General features: G+C 63.6%; 14 protein-coding genes. 11 read left to right on the forward strand and 3 right to left on the reverse strand.

The features are described from left to right. Positions 1-9: 9 nt before the first annotated feature. The 5 genes from BPSG_RS03100 to BPSG_RS03120 all read left to right on the forward strand — a co-directional run bounded on the left by BPSG_RS03100 (position 10) and on the right by BPSG_RS03120 (position 4,587). Positions 10-795, forward strand: coding sequence for an amino acid ABC transporter ATP-binding protein (locus BPSG_RS03100; protein ID WP_026643341.1), 786 nt, complete (start codon positions 10-12; stop codon positions 793-795). A 38-nt stretch (positions 796-833) separates the two neighbouring features. After that, positions 834-1,682: a glutamate ABC transporter substrate-binding protein gene (locus tag BPSG_RS03105; protein ID WP_033502091.1), complete on the forward strand. Its 849-nt coding sequence runs from the start codon at positions 834-836 to the stop codon at positions 1,680-1,682. Positions 1,683-1,686: 4 nt separating this feature from the next. Next, positions 1,687-2,364: an amino acid ABC transporter permease gene (locus BPSG_RS03110; RefSeq protein WP_022857720.1), complete on the forward strand. Its 678-nt coding sequence runs from the start codon at positions 1,687-1,689 to the stop codon at positions 2,362-2,364. A 3-nt stretch (positions 2,365-2,367) separates the two neighbouring features. Beyond that, positions 2,368-3,498 carry an amino acid ABC transporter permease gene (locus tag BPSG_RS03115; protein ID WP_026643339.1) on the forward strand — a complete coding sequence of 377 codons (1,131 nt, stop codon included), beginning with the start codon at positions 2,368-2,370 and terminating at the stop codon, positions 3,496-3,498. 111 nt (positions 3,499-3,609) lie between these two features. Then, a complete protein-coding gene (locus BPSG_RS03120) occupies positions 3,610-4,587 on the forward strand; it encodes a PPK2 family polyphosphate kinase (RefSeq protein ID WP_026643338.1) in 978 nt (325 codons plus the stop codon). A gap of 2 nt (positions 4,588-4,589) precedes the next feature. Here BPSG_RS03120 and BPSG_RS03125 read toward each other — a convergent pair whose 3' ends face one another. After that, on the reverse strand, positions 4,590-7,160 hold the full coding sequence (locus BPSG_RS03125; protein ID WP_026643337.1) for a DEAD/DEAH box helicase: 2,571 nt from the start codon (positions 7,158-7,160) through the stop codon (positions 4,590-4,592). Between the two features lie 90 nt (positions 7,161-7,250). Here BPSG_RS03125 and BPSG_RS03130 point away from each other — a divergent pair, with 90 nt between their 5' ends. Together BPSG_RS03130 and BPSG_RS03135 are read left to right on the forward strand one after the other, a co-directional pair. After that, on the forward strand, positions 7,251-8,615 hold the full coding sequence (locus BPSG_RS03130; RefSeq protein ID WP_026643336.1) for a replication-associated recombination protein A: 1,365 nt from the start codon (positions 7,251-7,253) through the stop codon (positions 8,613-8,615). Between the two features lie 67 nt (positions 8,616-8,682). Further along, complete coding sequence (locus BPSG_RS03135) at positions 8,683-10,158, forward strand: MFS transporter (RefSeq protein ID WP_033502090.1); 1,476 nt, start codon at positions 8,683-8,685, stop codon at positions 10,156-10,158. 83 nt (positions 10,159-10,241) lie between these two features. Here BPSG_RS03135 and BPSG_RS03140 read toward each other — a convergent pair whose 3' ends face one another. Further along, positions 10,242-12,122: an AMP-dependent synthetase/ligase gene (locus BPSG_RS03140; RefSeq protein ID WP_051591957.1), complete on the reverse strand. Its 1,881-nt coding sequence runs from the start codon at positions 12,120-12,122 to the stop codon at positions 10,242-10,244. A 354-nt stretch (positions 12,123-12,476) separates the two neighbouring features. On the opposite strand from BPSG_RS03140, the gene BPSG_RS03145 reads away from it, so the two are divergent. From BPSG_RS03145 to BPSG_RS03160, 4 genes are all read left to right on the forward strand, one after another. Then, on the forward strand, positions 12,477-13,985 hold the full coding sequence (locus BPSG_RS03145; RefSeq protein WP_236822931.1) for a DUF6508 domain-containing protein: 1,509 nt from the start codon (positions 12,477-12,479) through the stop codon (positions 13,983-13,985). Positions 13,986-14,051: 66 nt separating this feature from the next. Then, positions 14,052-14,765 carry a GNAT family N-acetyltransferase gene (locus tag BPSG_RS03150; RefSeq protein ID WP_051591956.1) on the forward strand — a complete coding sequence of 238 codons (714 nt, stop codon included), beginning with the start codon at positions 14,052-14,054 and terminating at the stop codon, positions 14,763-14,765. Between the two features lie 11 nt (positions 14,766-14,776). Next, positions 14,777-15,538: a MazG nucleotide pyrophosphohydrolase domain-containing protein gene (locus BPSG_RS03155; RefSeq protein ID WP_026643330.1), complete on the forward strand. Its 762-nt coding sequence runs from the start codon at positions 14,777-14,779 to the stop codon at positions 15,536-15,538. After that, a complete protein-coding gene (locus tag BPSG_RS03160) occupies positions 15,525-15,893 on the forward strand; it encodes a metallopeptidase family protein (RefSeq protein ID WP_026643329.1) in 369 nt (122 codons plus the stop codon). The genes BPSG_RS03155 and BPSG_RS03160 overlap by 14 nt, the downstream gene beginning before the upstream one ends. 13 nt (positions 15,894-15,906) lie before the next feature. On the opposite strand, the gene BPSG_RS03165 is transcribed toward BPSG_RS03160, so the two are convergent. Next, a complete protein-coding gene (locus tag BPSG_RS03165) occupies positions 15,907-16,266 on the reverse strand; it encodes a YccF domain-containing protein (protein ID WP_026643328.1) in 360 nt (119 codons plus the stop codon). Between the last annotated feature and the right edge of the window lie 40 nt (positions 16,267-16,306).

The raw sequence follows: 16,306 nt of genomic DNA on the forward strand, positions 1-16,306 counted from the left end.
TATGCCTCTATGACAATACTCAATGAAACACAACAGGACGCTGCCCGGGAAGACGACGGCAAGTACCTCGTCGAACTCGAGCACGTCGAAAAGCACTATGGCAACCTGCATGTGCTGCGCGACATCAACCTCAAAGTCAAGAAGGGCGAGGTCCTCGTGATCGTCGGCCCCTCGGGGTCCGGCAAATCCACGATGTGCCGCACCATCAACCGCCTCGAGACGATCGATTCGGGCGTCATCCGCATCGACGGCCAGCCGTTGCCGCAGGAAGGCAAGGCCCTGGCGCAGCTGCGCGCCGAAGTGGGCATGGTCTTCCAGTCCTTCAACCTCTTCGCCAACAAGACGATCCTCGAGAACGTGACGCTCGCGCCGATCAAGGTGCGCCATATGGACAAGACCCAGGCCGAGCGCGAAGCGATGGACCTGCTGGCCCGTGTGGGCGTCGATTCGCAGGCCAACAAGATGCCGTCGCAGCTTTCGGGCGGCCAGCAGCAGCGCGTCGCGATCGCGCGTGCGCTCGCCATGCACCCCAAGGTCATGCTGTTCGACGAGCCCACGTCGGCGCTCGACCCTGAAATGGTCAACGAGGTGCTCGACGTGATGGTGGAGCTCGCGCACGAGGGCATGACCATGCTGTGCGTGACGCACGAGATGGGCTTTGCGCGCAAGGCCGCCGACAAGATCATCTTTATGGCCGACGGCCAGATCCTGGAACGCGGCACACCCGACGAGTTCTTCGAGCATCCGCAGACGGCACGAGCCCAGGAGTTCCTGTCGAAGATTCTCACGCACTGACCGCGGAGCCGGTCAGCCTGAAGGAAGATGGAAGACACATGGTAAGAACAACAACATTGCGCCGCGTATGCCGCGGGGTGGTCGCGGCGCTGTGCGCAACGGCCTGTGTGGTGTCCGTAGCCGCCTGCGGCTCGGCGTCGGGCAGCAGTGACCACACGATCAAGGTCGGCATCAAATTCGACCAGCCGGGCCTTGGATTCAAGAAATCCGGCACCTATGAGGGCTTCGATGTGGATGTGGCGCGCTACATCGCGAACCAGCTCGGCTACACCGACGCCGAGATCGAGTTCAAGGAGGCGCCGAGCAAGCAGCGTGAGGCCATGCTGCAGAACGGTGACGTCGACATGATCCTCGCATCGTACTCGATCACCGACGAACGCAAGAAGGCCGTGGACTTCGCGGGCCCGTATTTCGTGGCTGGCCAGGACCTGCTCATCCGGTCCAACGAAAAGGGCATCACCGGACCGCAGGACCTCAACGGCAAGCGCCTGTGCTCGGTGACCGGCTCCACTTCGGCCAAAGTGGTCAAGGAGAAGTTCGCCAAGGAAGTGCAGTTGATGGAGCAGCCGGGCTATGCCGAATGTGCCACCGCGTTGCTTTCGGGCATCGTGGACGCCGTGACGACCGACGACATCATCCTCGCCGGTCTGGCCGCGGCCTCGCGCGGCAAGCTCAAGGTGGTCGGCAAGCCGTTCACGCAGGAATACTACGGCGTCGGCATCAAGAAGGACGCCGACAGCAAGGAATTCGCCACGAAGATCAACGACGCGATCGAAGAGATGATCAAGACGGGCGAATGGGAACGCGCGATCGAGACGAACACGAAGGGCACCGGATACAGGCCGGACCCGAAGTACAACCCGCCGACACCGGACGAAGGGGAGTGATCACATGGACGGATTCCTGTCACTGTTCCAGTCGTACAATGTGCCGGCCGCGTTCCTCGTCAACCTCGAACTGACGTTCTGGTCGGCGATTTTCTCGGCCATCCTGGGCATCATCCTCGTGGTGATGCGCATCTCGCCGATCTCGTCGATGCGCCGCGTGGCCGCCGGCTACGTGGAACTGTTCAAGAACATGCCGCTGACGATCATCATGGTGTTCATGGTGCTCGGCGTGTTCGCCCAGCTCAAGATCAGCTTCTCGGACAATTTCGACACGAACTTCTTCTGGCTTGCCGTGGTGGGCCTGAGCCTGTACACGGCGGCGTTCGTGTGCGAATCGCTGCGTTCGGGCATCAACACCGTGCCGCTCGGCCAAGCCGAGGCGGCCCGTGCGATGGGACTCAACTTCATGCAGTCCGCCACGTTGATCATCATGCCGCAGGCGTTGCGCGGCTCGGTCGCCCCGTTGGGCAACACGCTCATCGCGTTGCTCAAGAACTCGACCGTCGCCGCGGCGGCCTCGGTGGCCACCGAAACGTCGTCGCTGATGAGCGAGATGATCGAGTTCCGCCCCGACGTGATCGTGCAGATCTTCCTCATCTTCGCATTCGGCTACGTGATTCTGATCATCCCGATCGGCGTGCTGACCACATACCTGTCCAACAAGCTCGCGGTACGGAGGTGACCCATGGCTGCATCCAATGAAAGCGCGCTGCTCTTCGACCAGCCCGGCCCGCGCATGCGCAAACGCATCCGCGTCATCAACTGGATCGCCGCGATCGTGTTCCTCGCGGTACTCGTGCTCATCCTGGTCCGTCTGTACAATCCGCCGGACGGCGAGAACCAGCTCAGCTGGGAGCTGTGGAAGCCGGCGCTCGACGGCGAGGCATGGAGCGATTTCTATCTGCCCGGCCTGTGGGCCACTCTGCGCGCCACGTTCCTCGCGGTCATCGGCGCAGTGGTGTTCGGCCTGCTGTTCGGCATCGGCCGGCTCATCCCCAATGTGGTTGTGCGCAATGTGTGCGCGGTCGTCATCGAATTCTGCCGTGCCGTGCCGGTGCTGATCATGATGATCTTCTTCTGGCGTGCATTCGCGTTCCTCGACCTGCCGAGCCCGGCGTATTGGTCCGTGGTGATCTCGCTTGTGCTCTACAACGGTTCCGTAGTGGCCGAGCTCGTGCGCTCCGGCGTCGGCAACCTGCCCAACGGCCAGCACGAGGCGGCCGTGGCGCTCGGTCTGACGCGCACGCAGTCGCTCATGAGCGTCGAAGTGCCGCAGGCGATCTACGCTATGCTGCCGGCCGCCGTGACGCAGCTCGTCGTGGTGCTCAAGGACACGGCGCTCGGCTCGATCATCATGTACACCGACCTGCTGCAGGAATCACGCCGACTCGGCTCGATGTATTTCGACATCCTGCAGACGCTCGTGGTGGCCGCGGTGATCTACTTCATCGTCTGTTGGCTGCTCTCGCGCCTGGCCGAATGGCTGCCGTCGCACATGCAGAAGCGCACGCTCGCCCCCACCGAGGCGGAGCCGGTAGCACCGATCGCGATCATGGACCCGTCGAACGCCAACCAGATCGCCGTGGCGCGCGAGGAACGCCCGCTCGGTGGCGCGCAGCGCACCTACCACGTGCATCACCGTGGCTCGAACGCCTCGATCCACAACTGGCGCCGCACCCGCTATGCGCAGGGATTCGACGAGACCCAGCCGGAAAGCCAGATCCAAGTGCACCACAGGGGAATGGGCCACACCGACCAGGATTCCGGGCACTCCCGCTTCCCATACCCGCGCAAGGGGAAGGGCAAGCGCAAGTAGACCATACGCCCGCATGGCATATATTGGTCGAGGCCGTCTCCTGTGTCGGGGGAGACGGCCTCGACCATTGGGGCTGGCCGCGTGCGAGCCATGAAGGACTACACTGGTGCCATGGCGAAAGACAAACGAAGCAAGGCGATCAGAAAGACGATCCGCAAGGCTCAGGACAGCACGAGCGCGGCCAACCGCAGCACGCAGATCGCCGAGCGTCTGGCCTTGGCGGCCAAATCCAGCGAGATGCTCAGTTCGGTGTGGACGCTGCCGCCCGCGCAGTTGCTGCGCTTCCACAGTGGCATGCTCCTGACGGAGCTTGACGCCGGGGCCACGCCGGGGTTCGAGGGGGACCAGGACGACGGCGAACGCTTCAACCAGCTCAGCGCCGGCGAAATCGCACGCTACCAGCGGTTGATGTACGCCAATGGGGTGCACGGCGACCACCGGCGGCTGCTGATCATCCTGCAGGGCATGGACGCCTCAGGCAAAGGCGGCATTGTACGCCATGTGTTCAGCCAGGTGGATCCGATGGGCATCCATTACCACGGGTTCGGCGCCCCGGACGCCGAGGAGCAGAAGCACCATTACCTGTGGCGCATCCGCCGTGAACTGCCATCGCGCGGGTGGATCTCGATATTCGACCGCTCGCAGTACGAAGACATCGTGATGCCGCACGTCTACGGCACATTCCCCGAAGAGGTGTGGCAGGCCCGCTACGCGGAGGTCAACGAATTCGAACGCAACCTCGTGGCGAGCGGCTGCTCGATCATCAAGATCTTCCTCGTCTCGAGCAAAGAGGCGCAGCGCCGGCATTTCATCGACCGGCTTGACGACCCGCGCAAATACTGGAAGTTCGATGCGAGCGACCTTGACGCGCGCGACCGGTGGGGCGACTACATGCAGGCGTGGCAGGACGTGTTCGAACGCACGAGCACACCGTACGCGCCATGGTTCCTTGTGCCGGCCGACAAACGATGGTATTCGCGCATCGTCGTTTCCGAACTGCTGCGCACCACGATGAAGAACATGAACATGACATGGCCCGCGCTCGATGTGGACCGTGCCGAGACGCTACGGCGACTCGACGCGGCCTGACCTCACACCGATTCGAGCATGTTGCGCACCGCGTAGTCCAGAAAGACCACTTCGCCGCGCTCCTGCGAGGCATCCAGATCGATGACGCCAGTGATGGCCCAATTGTGGTCGCCATCGGAATCGTCGAGCACCTGACGCACGGTCCACGTGTGCTCGTCTTTCTCATGTCGGTCGTCGATTGTCACAAACGCGCCGCTGCGCGCCTTCATGTCGGTGTTGACGTACTCGTGGTCGTCGTAGAAGGCATCGAGCGTGTCCTCCCATTCGTGCACGCCGTAATGCCATTCCTTGTCGAGCTCGCCAAGCTCGTCGGGCTTGTCGAGGTCGATGAGCTGCACACGGCGGAACAGCGCGTTGCGTACGAGCACGGTGAACCCACGTCGGTCCTCGATCACGGCTTCGGCGCCCGACGGCGCCGCGAGCGTGGCCGCCTCGGCGCTCGCCTCGAGCGCACCGGCGTTCTCCCATTCGTCGACGAGGCTCGAATCGATCGAGCGCACGACCACGCGCAGCCATGCGATGATGTCGTCGAGCCGGTCGTCGCGTTTTTCCGGCGGCACCGTACGGGCGAGCACCCGGTAGGCGTCCGAAAGATAGCGCAGCAATGTGCCCTCGGAGCGGGCGATGTTGTAGCGGGCGATGTAGCTCGTGAAGTCCGAGGCGGTCTCGACCATGTCGCGCACCACGGATTTGGGGCTCAGCCAGTAGTCGTTGGCCCACGGCACATCGTGGCGGTATTCGTCGAACGCGGCGTCGAGCATGTCGGCCAACGGCTTGGGGTAGGTGATCTCCTGCAGCCGTTCCATGCGCTCGTCATAGTCCACGCCATCGGCCTTCATCTCCGCCATGGCGGCGTCACGCGCCTGGCGCTCCTGCGCGCGCAGCACCTGTTTGGGGTCTTCGAGCGTGCTTTCGACCATCGAGATGACGTCGAGCGCATAGGTCTCGCTTTCCGGGTCGAGCAGTTCCAACGCCGCGAGCAGGAACGGGCTCAACGGCTGGTCGAGCGCGAAATCGCTCGGCAGGTCCACAGTGGTCATGTAGTCCTTGGAGCCGTCCGGGTTCTCCACGGCCTCAATCACGTCGGTGTCGAACAGCGTCTGGAAGATCTCATCGGCGCGGGTGTGCAGCTTGTCTTTCTGCTCCTCGGTCTGTTGGGAGTCGTCGATGAGCCGCGCCACGCGCGCCCGCGCGTCACCGCCCTGCGCCACCTCGTTGAGCACCATCGAATGCGTCACCTTCATATGCGGCACCAAGGTCTCGGGGGCGGCGTCGATGAGTTTGTCGAACGTCGCCTCGTTCCAAGTCACAAACCCTTCGGGCGCCTTCTTGCGCTTGATCTTGCGCAGCTTCTTCGGGTCGTCGCCAGCCTTGGCCACCGCCTTCGCGTTCTCGATCTCGTATTCGGGCGCTTCGGCGATCACAAGGCCCTCGGTGTCGAATCCCATGCGCCCGGCACGCCCGGCGATCTGGTGGAATTCGCGGGCGCGCAGCTTGCGCATGCGCGTGCCGTCGAATTTGGTGAGCTGGGTGAGCACGACCGAATGGATCGGCACATTGATGCCGACACCAAGGGTGTCGGTGCCGCAGATCACCGGCAGCAGGCCCTGTTGCGCGAGTTGTTCGACGAGACGGCGGTAGCGCGGCAGCATGCCGGCGTGATGGATTCCCACGCCGTTGCGCAGCAGGCGTTGCAGGATCTTGCCGAATGCGGTGGTGAACCGTGTGCCGGCGATCACGTCGGCGATCGCCTTGCGTTGCTCCTTGCTCGACACGCCCGCGCTCGCGAGCGACTGCGCGGTGTCGAGCGCGGCGTCCTGCGAGAAATGGACCACATAGATCGGCGTCTCGCCGTTGGCGAACGCGTGTTCCACCGTGCGTTCGAGCGGCTGGAGTGTGTATTCGTAGGTCAGTGGCACCGGGCGCGGCGCGTCGGCGATGATATCGACGTCGGCGTCCGTCATGCGCTCGAGTTTGCGCGCGATCGCGTCCACATCGCCGAGCGTGGCACTCATGAGCAAAAACTGGGTCTGGGGCAGGGTGAGCAGCGGCACCTGCCATGCCCAGCCGCGCTCGGGGTCGCCGTAGAAATGGAATTCGTCCATCGCCACACAGCCGATGTCCGCGTGCGTCCCTTCACGCAGGGCCTGGTTCGCCAGGATCTCGGCGGTGCAGCAGATGATCGGCGCGTCCGGGTTGATATGCGAGTCGCCGGTGATCATGCCCACATTGTCGCGGCCGAACACCTCGACGAGGTCGAAGAACTTCTCGGAGACGAGGGCCTTGATCGGCGCGGTGTAATAGGAGCGCCGTGATGTGCACAGCGCGGCGAAATGCATGCCGAGGGCCACGAGCGATTTGCCTGAGCCGGTGGGGGTGTTGAGGATCACATGGTCGCCGGCGAGCAGGTCCATGATCGCCTCTTCCTGATGCGGCCACGGGTCTATGCCTTTCGCGTCACGCACCCATGCGAAGAAGCGCTCATAGATCGCGTCTCCGCCCAGCACCTCATCGCTGCCCCATGCCGGGGCCAGGCGCCCCAGCGAACCGTACATCGTCTCGTCATCTGCCATGGTCTCCAGTGTAATCAGAGGCGTGCGCGCATACGCCCACCGCGTGTCGAACATTTGTTCGATTGGGTGCCCGGCGCTACACTTGGCCCCATGACCGAAGATTTGTTTTCCGCGACAGAGGCCGGCGGCGACGTGGTGCGCCCGCTGGCCGTGCGCATGCGCCCCGACACGCTCGACGACGTGATCGGGCAGTCCCGCGTGCTGCGCCCGGGCTCCCCGCTGCGCCGGTTGGCGGACCCGGCGTCGACCGGCTCGCTCACCGCCCCCAGCTCGGTCATCCTCTTCGGACCCCCTGGGGTGGGCAAGACGACGCTCGCGTACATCGTGGCCCACCAATCCGGGCGTGCGTTCGAGGAGCTGTCCGCCGTCACGTCGGGTGTCAAAAACGTGCGCGAGGTACTTGCGCGCGCCCATGAACGCCTTGTCTCACAGGGCCGCGAGACGGTGCTGTTCATCGACGAGGTGCACCGGTTCTCGAAATCGCAGCAGGACGCATTGCTGCCGAGCGTGGAGAACCGTGACGTCACCTTCATCGCCGCCACCACGGAGAACCCGAGTTTCTCGGTGATCAAACCGCTGCTGAGCCGGTCGGTCGTCGTCAAGCTCGAATCGCTCACCGACGCCGAACTGCGTGAAGTCATCACCCGGGCCGTGCGCGACCCCCGAGGACTCAACGGTACCGTGCGGCTTGACGGGGATGCGCTCGATGCCATCGTGCGCATGGCCGGTGGCGACGCGCGCAAGTCGTTGACGATCCTCGAAGCGGCCGCCGGCGCGCTCAGTGACGGCGACGGGCGTGTGGTCACCGCCCAGACCGTGGCCCAGGTCATGGACGTGGCCACTGTGCGGTACGACAAAGACGGCGACGACCACTATGACGTGATCTCGGCCTTCATCAAATCGATGCGGGGATCCGACGTGGACGCCACGCTCCACTATCTCGCCCGCATGCTGAGGGCGGGCGAGGACCCCCGCTTCATCGCCCGGCGCATCATGATCGCCGCATCCGAGGAAGTGGGCATGGCGGCGCCGCAGGTGCTGCAGGTCACGGTCGCCGCAGCCCAGGCGGTGGCGATGATCGGCATGCCCGAAGCGCGCATCATCCTTTCGGAAGCGGCGATCGCCGTGGCCACCGCGCCCAAGTCCAACGCGAGCTACATGGCGATCAACGAGGCGCTCGCGGACGTCGATGCCGGCAGGATCAGCCAGGTGCCGTTGCATCTGCGCAATGCGCCCACGGCGTTGATGAAGAGCTGGGGCAACCACGAAGGGTACCAGTACGCCCATGACGCCCCCGGTGCGGTGGCGCCGCAGCAATACATGCCCGACGAATTGGTTGGGCGGGAATACTACCATCCCAATGGGCGCGGGTACGAACGCGAAGTGGGGCAGCGGCTGGAAGGCATCCGCCGCATCCTGCATGAAGCGGACCCGCCAGCCGGACACGAACCGTAATGGCCGCACCATAGGCGGCGAAGAAAGGAGTTCATGCGTGAACGGGCAACAGCCTCAAGGGACACATGTGCATCGGAACGGGGAAGCGTCGGCCACCGCCCCTGAGCGCATCCCCAAACGCCTCATCGGATCGATCGTATCGGTGGGGTCGCTCGCCTTCATCGGCATCCTCACCGAAACGGTCATGACGGTGCTGTTCCCTGAGCTCATGGCTGAATTCCACGTGGACACGGCCACCGTGCAGTGGATCACCACCATCTACCTGCTCGTGGTGGGTGTGACGATGCCGATTTCGTCGTACCTCAACCGCCGGTTCACCATGAAGTCCACCTTCATCGCGGCGGTCATCCTCGCCGTGCTCGGATCATGCCTCATGATCGTGGGGCATTCGTTCCCGGTGATCCTGTGCGCCCGCGTGGTCCAAGGCGTTGGTTCCGGCATTGCCACACCGTTGATGATCAACATCATCCTCGAGCAGTCCCCGCACTCGAAGGTCGGTCGCCTGATGGGCGTCGGCTCGCTCGTCATCACCGTGGCCCCCGCAATCGGACCTACCGTCGGCGGTGCCGTGGCGAGCGTGCTGCCGTGGCGCAGCATCTTCGTGATCGTCATCCCCATCGTGCTGCTCGTGTCGCTGCCCATCGGACTGATCTGCATCCATCAGACACGCCCCACGCAGCCCACGAAGCTCAATCCGCTCCAATTCGTTGCGATCGTGATTGGGCTGTCAGGCCTCATCCTCGCACTCAACCAAACCGGTGTCGCCGTCAGCACGGCGGTCGCGGGCGGTGCGTGGGCATCTGCGGCCGTCATCGCGGCGGTGAGCCTCGTGGCCGGCGTGGGCGCGCTCGTGTTCTTCGCCTGGTCGTCGCGCCGGTCCTTCTCCCCGCTCATCCGCTTGGGCTGGCTGCGTGACCCGGTTGTGCTGCTGCACCTGCTGCCGTATACGATGCTGCCGATGGTGGGCATCGGATTCGGCTACGTGATCACGAACCTCGCCCAGCTTTCGCTGCACACCACCGCGCTTGTGGCGGGTATGCTCGTCTTGCCCGGCGCCCTCCTCGGCGCGTTCTTCGCCCCGGTGGGCGGCATGCTGTACGACAAGCATGGCCCCACGCGGCCGATCCTCATCGCGTTCGCATGCTGCATCGCGGCGGTCGCGCTCATGCTCGTGTTCTCGATGCATCTGACGCCGGTGCTGCTCGCGCTGTTCTACTTCGTGTTCGGTGTAGGGTATGCGCTTGGCTTCTCGAACATCATGACGGACGCGATCAACGGCATCCACCGCGAGTTCACACCGGACGGCAATGCCGTGTTCAACACGGCGCTCCAGTTCGGCGGCGCCGCGGGCACCACGCTGTTCTCAACCGTGTTCGCCATCGCGCAGGCCGGCGCCGGCGTCGAGCACAGTCCGGCGTTCGCGCACGCGACCGCGGTCGGTGGCGCATGGACGTTCGCGGTCATGCTCGCCATTGTCTGCGTGGCATGGGTCTGCCTCTTCGCGGCGTTCCGTATGTCCGCGCGCCGGGCCGCGCGCGCCTGAAACACGGGCTGCATATGGTTCGGGGCCACACCATCATGATGGTGTGGCCCCGAACCATATGCAGCGGCTTTGTTATACGCGCATCACTTCTTGCGAGGCACGTAGATCACGGTGTCGATGAGCTTGCGGTAGTGGTCCACGATCTGCGCACGGCGTGACTTGAGGCTCGCCGTGAGCATGCCGTTCACCTGCGTGAACTCGTCGGGCAGGATCTCGAACTTGCGGATCGACTCCGCGCGCGAGACGCCTTCGTTTGCCTTGTTGACGATGCGTTCGACCTCGGCGTGCACGATCGGGTTCTTGGACAGCTCCTCGAGCGAGTCCGCGGTCGCCGCGCCCTGCGAGGCGAGCCACGCATTGGCGTCGTCCAGGTCGAGCGTGATGAGTGCCGCGATGAACGGCTTGCGGTCGCCGATCACGAGGCACTGCGCCACGACGGGCGACGTCATGACGGTCGTCTCGAGCTGGCCGGGGGAGACGTTCTTGCCGCCGGCGGTGATGATGAGGTCCTTTTTGCGGCCGGTGAGGGTGATGAAGCCCTCGTCGTCCACGTCACCCAGGTCGCCGGTGTGCAGCCAGCCGTCCGCGATCTGCTGGTTGGTGACTTCCGGCTGGTTGTGGTAGCCCATGCACACGCAGTCGCCCTTGAAGCACAGTTCGCCGTCTTCCGCGATGCCGACCGTCGTGCCGCACAGCGGCTGGCCGATCGTGCCGATGTGGTTGTTCTCCGGCAGGCTCACGCACACCGGGCCACTCGTTTCGGTCATGCCATAGCCCTCGAGCAGCGGCATGCCGATGCCGTTGTAGAAATGCGCGAGGTCGGGGTCCATCGGCGCGCCGCCGGTGATGGCGAAGTCGGCGTTCGGGCCGAATACGGTGCGGATCTTGCTGTACACGACCTTGTCGTAGAACGCGTGGCGCATCTTCACCGACAGCGGCATCTTCTCGCCGGACTGCTCGTATTTCGACCATTCCTGCGCCGCGGCCACGCCACGCAGGAACATCTTGCCGGCGAAGCCGCTGCCCGCGCGTTGCGACGCCGCATTGTACACTTTTTCAAACACGCGCGGCACGGCGAGCAGCAGGGTGGGCCCGAACTCCTCGAAGTCCTTGATGATCGTCTTCATGTCGCTCGACAGGCCGAGTGTGAGGGTGCCGGCGAACGCCACGGTGGCCATGAAGCGCGCGAAGACGTGGCTCAACGGCAGGAACAGCAGCAGGCGGCGGTCCGGAATGTCGATCGCGCGCGGCATGTACTGCAACGCGTGCATGCATTCGGCGGCCATGTTGCGGTGGCTGATCTCGACGCCTTTTGGCGTGCCGGTCGAACCGGACGTGTAGATGATCGTGGCGAGCGTGTCGCCATGCGCGGCGTTCTTGCGCCTGGTGAACTCTTCATCGCTCACATGCGCGCCAAACGCGATGATCGCGTCCACCGCGTCGGAGTTGATGACGAACGACGCGCGCACGGATGGCGATTCATTCGACACCGATTCCACCTTGTCGCGCTGTGTGTCGTCTTCCGCGAACACGAGCACCACTTCGGCGTCGTTGAACACGGTACGCATCTGTGCGGCGGAATTCGTCTCATACACGGGAATCGTCACACAGCCGATCGCCATGATCGCCATGTCGAGGGCCACCCATTCCCACCGGGTGTGGGCGATGATCGCAATGGACTCGCCAGGGCGGGCGCCCCAGCCGATTAGGCCCTTGGCGATCGCGATGACTTTGTCGCGGAACTCCACCGCCGTGAACGACTGCCAGACACCGTCGGCGTCCTTGTACCCGACCATCGAACCGTCGGGGTTGCGCTCGGCGCGGCTTTGAACGAAGTCGAACAGGTTGATGTCCGGATTGATCGGCTTGTGCAGTGGGGTCTCATACTGCTTGACGATGCCGGCGTTGCACGTGCCGTCTTCGGTGCGTGCCGGCGTGCCCTGTGTGGAACGGTCTTCACTCATACCTATAGGAACTACACGATTGACGCTACAACACGCCGGTTCATGTCGCGCGCCGGGTATGGAAGGCATACCGCTGTTCGTTCCGGTTACGCTACGTAGGCGTATTGAGTGTTTTGCTCAGGACGAAAAAAGGCGTATACTGAAATTAGTCACGGGAGCACTCGTGTGACTGGATATATATGTAAGGTTCGCTCGCAGTGAACACAGGGAACTGCGACTGTGCAGAATTCGGGTTTGGCAGGGATAATGGCATCTTCGCCATGGCCGAACAGTCTGACAAGGAGGCGCCCGGTGGTCAGAAGGCAATGCGTATGCGGTGGCCCACTCAAAGGGCTGCATCACACTGGTCCCGAGATGTTCGGTTTCATTCCATCGTCGTCATTGGCGCATTATAACTACGACTGCGGCTTTGAAGTGGGAGTCACGCTGCCGGGGGGGCGCGTGCTTGAGCAATGCCAGAACTGCGGCGCGATGGTGCTGTGCGAATATCCGACCCGTGACGGTTCGCTGCGCGGGGACGACCCGCTCATCACCTACGGCCCCGGCACCGTATACGAGCAGTGCGACATCGACGCCGTGCCGGTGACCTACCGGTCGTTCCGCGCGCTGATGTCGTCCGGTGTGACTGGCGGCATCATGTATTCGGGGGCGTTCCGCACCAACCTCGCCGAGCTGTTCGGCACGACCGAAGACAGGCTGCCCAGCTGGAAGGTCGTCAAGGACGCGGTGCGCGACCCGATGCACAGCACCTTGGACGAATGGTGGTACGCGTCAATCGGCCGCAATTTCATTGTGCTGTATGAAAATTCGAAGGTGTTGTTGCCGTTGAGCGCATGGCACCGCATCCCCGGTACGGAGATCAAGAACGCGCACATCGTGCGCATCAACGAATTGAACACCGACCCACTGCGAGTCCATGCGCTCGACACCGTCGAAATGACGATATCCGAGCAGGCGCTCGACATTCCCGACGAACGCCGGCGCGCGCTCGCGCTCGGCAACGCCGCGCGCACACGCATGCTCGACGGTGCGATCCATGTGGGCCGTGAATTGCGCGACCTGCCGCAATGGGCATCGTCTGAGTCGTTCGAACGCGGGGCCGCCCTGATCCGCGACGGTCATGTGGACAGCCTGATCGAAACGGCGTTCGGCATCCGGCATATCGAAGTGCACGACGGCGAGCGTACCGAGCAGGTTGACATCCTGATGCGCCACGATGTGCTCGCCAAAACCGTGTGCACCTGCGCCGACGCCCAGGCCAAACGCATCTGCCCGCATATCGTGGCCGCCGTGCTCGAAATGGCGCGGTACTACAGTTTCCGCATCCTCATTCCGCAGGACCGCCTGCCTGAGCGCACGCACCGTTCGGCCGATGTGATCACGGTGGAGGATCAGGGTGACAGCTACAACCATTACGTGGACGTGGTGGCGATGGTGCGCGAAGAGCGCAAGGCGCAAGCGGACTACCGCTGGTTGTCGTCGTTCATCGAGCCGTTCACGATGGGCGGCGAACCGCTCTACCATGTGGAGTTCATGGACTCCACCGTGATGGGCCTGCCGAGTGTGGGCTATTGCGTCTACAGCAAGACGGTGCTCGGGTTCATCGACATCGTCATCAACCGAGACGACGAGGATTATCTGGACACCATGCGCGACTATGGACTTGACAAAGACGTACGTCTTGACATCCTCAACGTCGATTCGATGGATGCGCGCCTGTTGTGTGCGCTGATCACGATGGCGGTGTACCGGGAGCGCCGCAATGAGGGGTTCCTCGCGGAATGCTTGGAGAACGGCCAGCTTGTGCGCATGCTCAGGCGTCTGCGTGCGTTGGATGAGGAAGCATCGCCAAGCGGCGAATGAATGGTCGGGCACGCCAATCGGTGAAAAGTGCGCGGCGGGCAAAACAGGCCGCGTACCATGGGGTGTATGAGCGAAACAATCACCTATAGGACGCTGCGCCGCGAGGATTACCCGGCGCTCACTGCACTGCTATGCGACACATGGCATGCCAAGCCCGGCACCGACCATGATCTCGCGATGAAACTCGCCGAAGCCGATCTGGAATACAGTCTGGCCAGGACGACCACCGCGCAGGTGGCGGTGCAAGGCGGGACCGTGGTCGGTGTGGTGCTGGGCCGCATCGACGCCGCGGAGACGCGCAAAGGCGTGAACAGGCACCACCGTGCGAGCATGAAGATCCTCGCCTCGCTGCTGTTCAACGCGCAGGGACGCGCCGCGCTGCAGCAACTCAAGAAGAACGAGGAAGCGAACCGGAGCATGCTCGCCGAAGCGAAGAAGGAAGGGCACGCGTATGACGCCGAAGTCGTGCTGCTGCTCGTCGATCCCTCAGTGCGCGGCCAAGGCGTGGGCAAGCATCTGTTCGATTGGCTGCTCGGCCAGTTCAAGGCCAATGGTGTGACCCGCTACTTCCTGTACACTGACACCGGCTGCGACTACCACTTCTACGACCGTGCAGGCCTGACTCGCCGCAAGGTGCTCGATATGGAGCCCCACACCGTGCAGGAAGACGCCGCGGTGCAGCAGGAGTCCTCCGACCTCGACGAGCACCTGCATGCGTTCCTGTACGACAACGAGGTGGCGCCGGCGAACGAAGGCGTCAACCCGCTCGGCCGCGACTGAACCGGGGCGGCATGGCACAACCTGAGACCACCAGCGCGGGCGGCGCATACGAGCCGCCCGCGGGGTTTGCGCACTGCTCGAAACTACGTCCCGTGTTCGAGGCCCCGACATCCTTGGACCGCGTACGCGCGCTTGTGGCAATCCTGCAGGGGCCCGACGGCTGCCCGTGGGACGGCGCCCAGACCAACAGGTCGCTCCTCAAACCGCTGCTCGAGGAGACCTACGAATACATCGACGCCGTGGAATGCGGCGACCGCGACAACATGCGCGAAGAACTCGGCGACATGCTGCTCCAATCGGTGTTCCAGGCGCAGATCTGCGCGCAGGACACCCACGACCCTTTCGACATCGACGAGGTATGCGACCGGCTCGTCACCAAACTGATCACACGCCATCCGCTCGTATTCCCGCCGGATGGGGCCGCAGGCGATGAACTGGACGCCGAAGACACGCTCGCCGTATGGGAGCGGATGAAGCAGCGCGAAAAAGGGCGCCAGTCCGTGCTCGACGGCATCTCACGCGCGCAGGGCGCCCTGCCGCGCACCGCAAAAGTGGTCTCGCGGGTGGGCAAATCCGCACATCACGAGCGGCTTGAACAGGCGTTTGACGCACCGAGCGCGCTTGAGGACGACTATGCCGATCAGATTGTGCGCATCGTGCGGCAGGCGCAGGCCGCCGGCGTGGACATCGAAGCCGATTTGCGCAACCGCCTGCGTGAAATCGAACAGGCCATCACACGATTGGAGCAATCCGGCGATGATGAAGATCAGTGAACATGAATTCGAGCAGGCGGTCACTGAAGCGCTTGCCTCGGTGCCGCAGCGGTTCAAGGATGTGCTGCACAACATCGCGATCACCGTGGATGACGAACCCACGCCCGAACAGCTGCGTACGATGACGCATGGGCATGGCGAACTGCTCGGCCTGTACCAAGGCATTCCGATCACCCAGCGCGGCACTGGGTATGCCGGGGTGATGCCCGACGTCATCACGATCTTCCGTGGGCCGCATGAGCGCGTATGCTCCACCCACCGTGAGCTCGTGGTGCAGATCCAGAAGACCGTGCTGCACGAGATCGGGCATTATTTCGGGTTCGACGACGCCTACCTGCACTCGCACGGCTACTGACGGGCGCCGTGCGTCACACGATCTGCGTGCCGAAGGGGAACAGCGCCAGCTTGGCCATCTTGAACGACTGCAGGCCGAACGGGATGCCGATGATCGTGATGCAGTTGGCGACGCCCGCCACAATATAGCCGATGGCGAACCACAGGCCCACGAAGATGACCCAGATGAAGTTGAGGATCGCCGAGCCGGCGCCCCCGCCGTATACCACCTGTGTGCCAAAAGGGGTCAGGGTGAGCTTGGCCATCTTGAATGCCTGCCTGCCCACCGGGATGCCGATGATCGTGATGCACAGGATGACGCCTACCACGGCCCAGCCAAACGCGATCGCAAGGCCACCGAGCACAAGCCACAGAATGTTTCCAATAAGTCTCATGCCCCTTTAGTGTAGTGGCCGTGCGTGCGGTTGTCACGCA

This window comes from Bifidobacterium pseudolongum subsp. globosum, assembly GCF_000741295.1.
GTDB classification, from domain to species: Bacteria; Actinomycetota; Actinomycetes; order Actinomycetales; family Bifidobacteriaceae; genus Bifidobacterium; species Bifidobacterium globosum.

Coding starts and splice junctions, on each gene's coding strand:
- BPSG_RS03120 (WP_026643338.1), top strand. CDS start 3,610: ATGGCGAAAGACAAACGAAGCAAGGCGATCAGAAAGACGATCCGCAAG.
- BPSG_RS03115 (WP_026643339.1), top strand. CDS start 2,368: ATGGCTGCATCCAATGAAAGCGCGCTGCTCTTCGACCAGCCCGGCCCG.
- BPSG_RS03105 (WP_033502091.1), top strand. CDS start 834: ATGGTAAGAACAACAACATTGCGCCGCGTATGCCGCGGGGTGGTCGCG.
- BPSG_RS03155 (WP_026643330.1), top strand. CDS start 14,777: ATGGCACAACCTGAGACCACCAGCGCGGGCGGCGCATACGAGCCGCCC.
- BPSG_RS03125 (WP_026643337.1), bottom strand. CDS start 7,160: ATGGCAGATGACGAGACGATGTACGGTTCGCTGGGGCGCCTGGCCCCG.
- BPSG_RS03145 (WP_236822931.1), top strand. CDS start 12,477: ATGTTCGGTTTCATTCCATCGTCGTCATTGGCGCATTATAACTACGAC.
- BPSG_RS03140 (WP_051591957.1), bottom strand. CDS start 12,122: ATGAGTGAAGACCGTTCCACACAGGGCACGCCGGCACGCACCGAAGAC.
- BPSG_RS03110 (WP_022857720.1), top strand. CDS start 1,687: ATGGACGGATTCCTGTCACTGTTCCAGTCGTACAATGTGCCGGCCGCG.
- BPSG_RS03100 (WP_026643341.1), top strand. CDS start 10: ATGACAATACTCAATGAAACACAACAGGACGCTGCCCGGGAAGACGAC.
- BPSG_RS03165 (WP_026643328.1), bottom strand. CDS start 16,266: ATGAGACTTATTGGAAACATTCTGTGGCTTGTGCTCGGTGGCCTTGCG.
- BPSG_RS03160 (WP_026643329.1), top strand. CDS start 15,525: ATGAAGATCAGTGAACATGAATTCGAGCAGGCGGTCACTGAAGCGCTT.
- BPSG_RS03130 (WP_026643336.1), top strand. CDS start 7,251: ATGACCGAAGATTTGTTTTCCGCGACAGAGGCCGGCGGCGACGTGGTG.
- BPSG_RS03150 (WP_051591956.1), top strand. CDS start 14,052: ATGAGCGAAACAATCACCTATAGGACGCTGCGCCGCGAGGATTACCCG.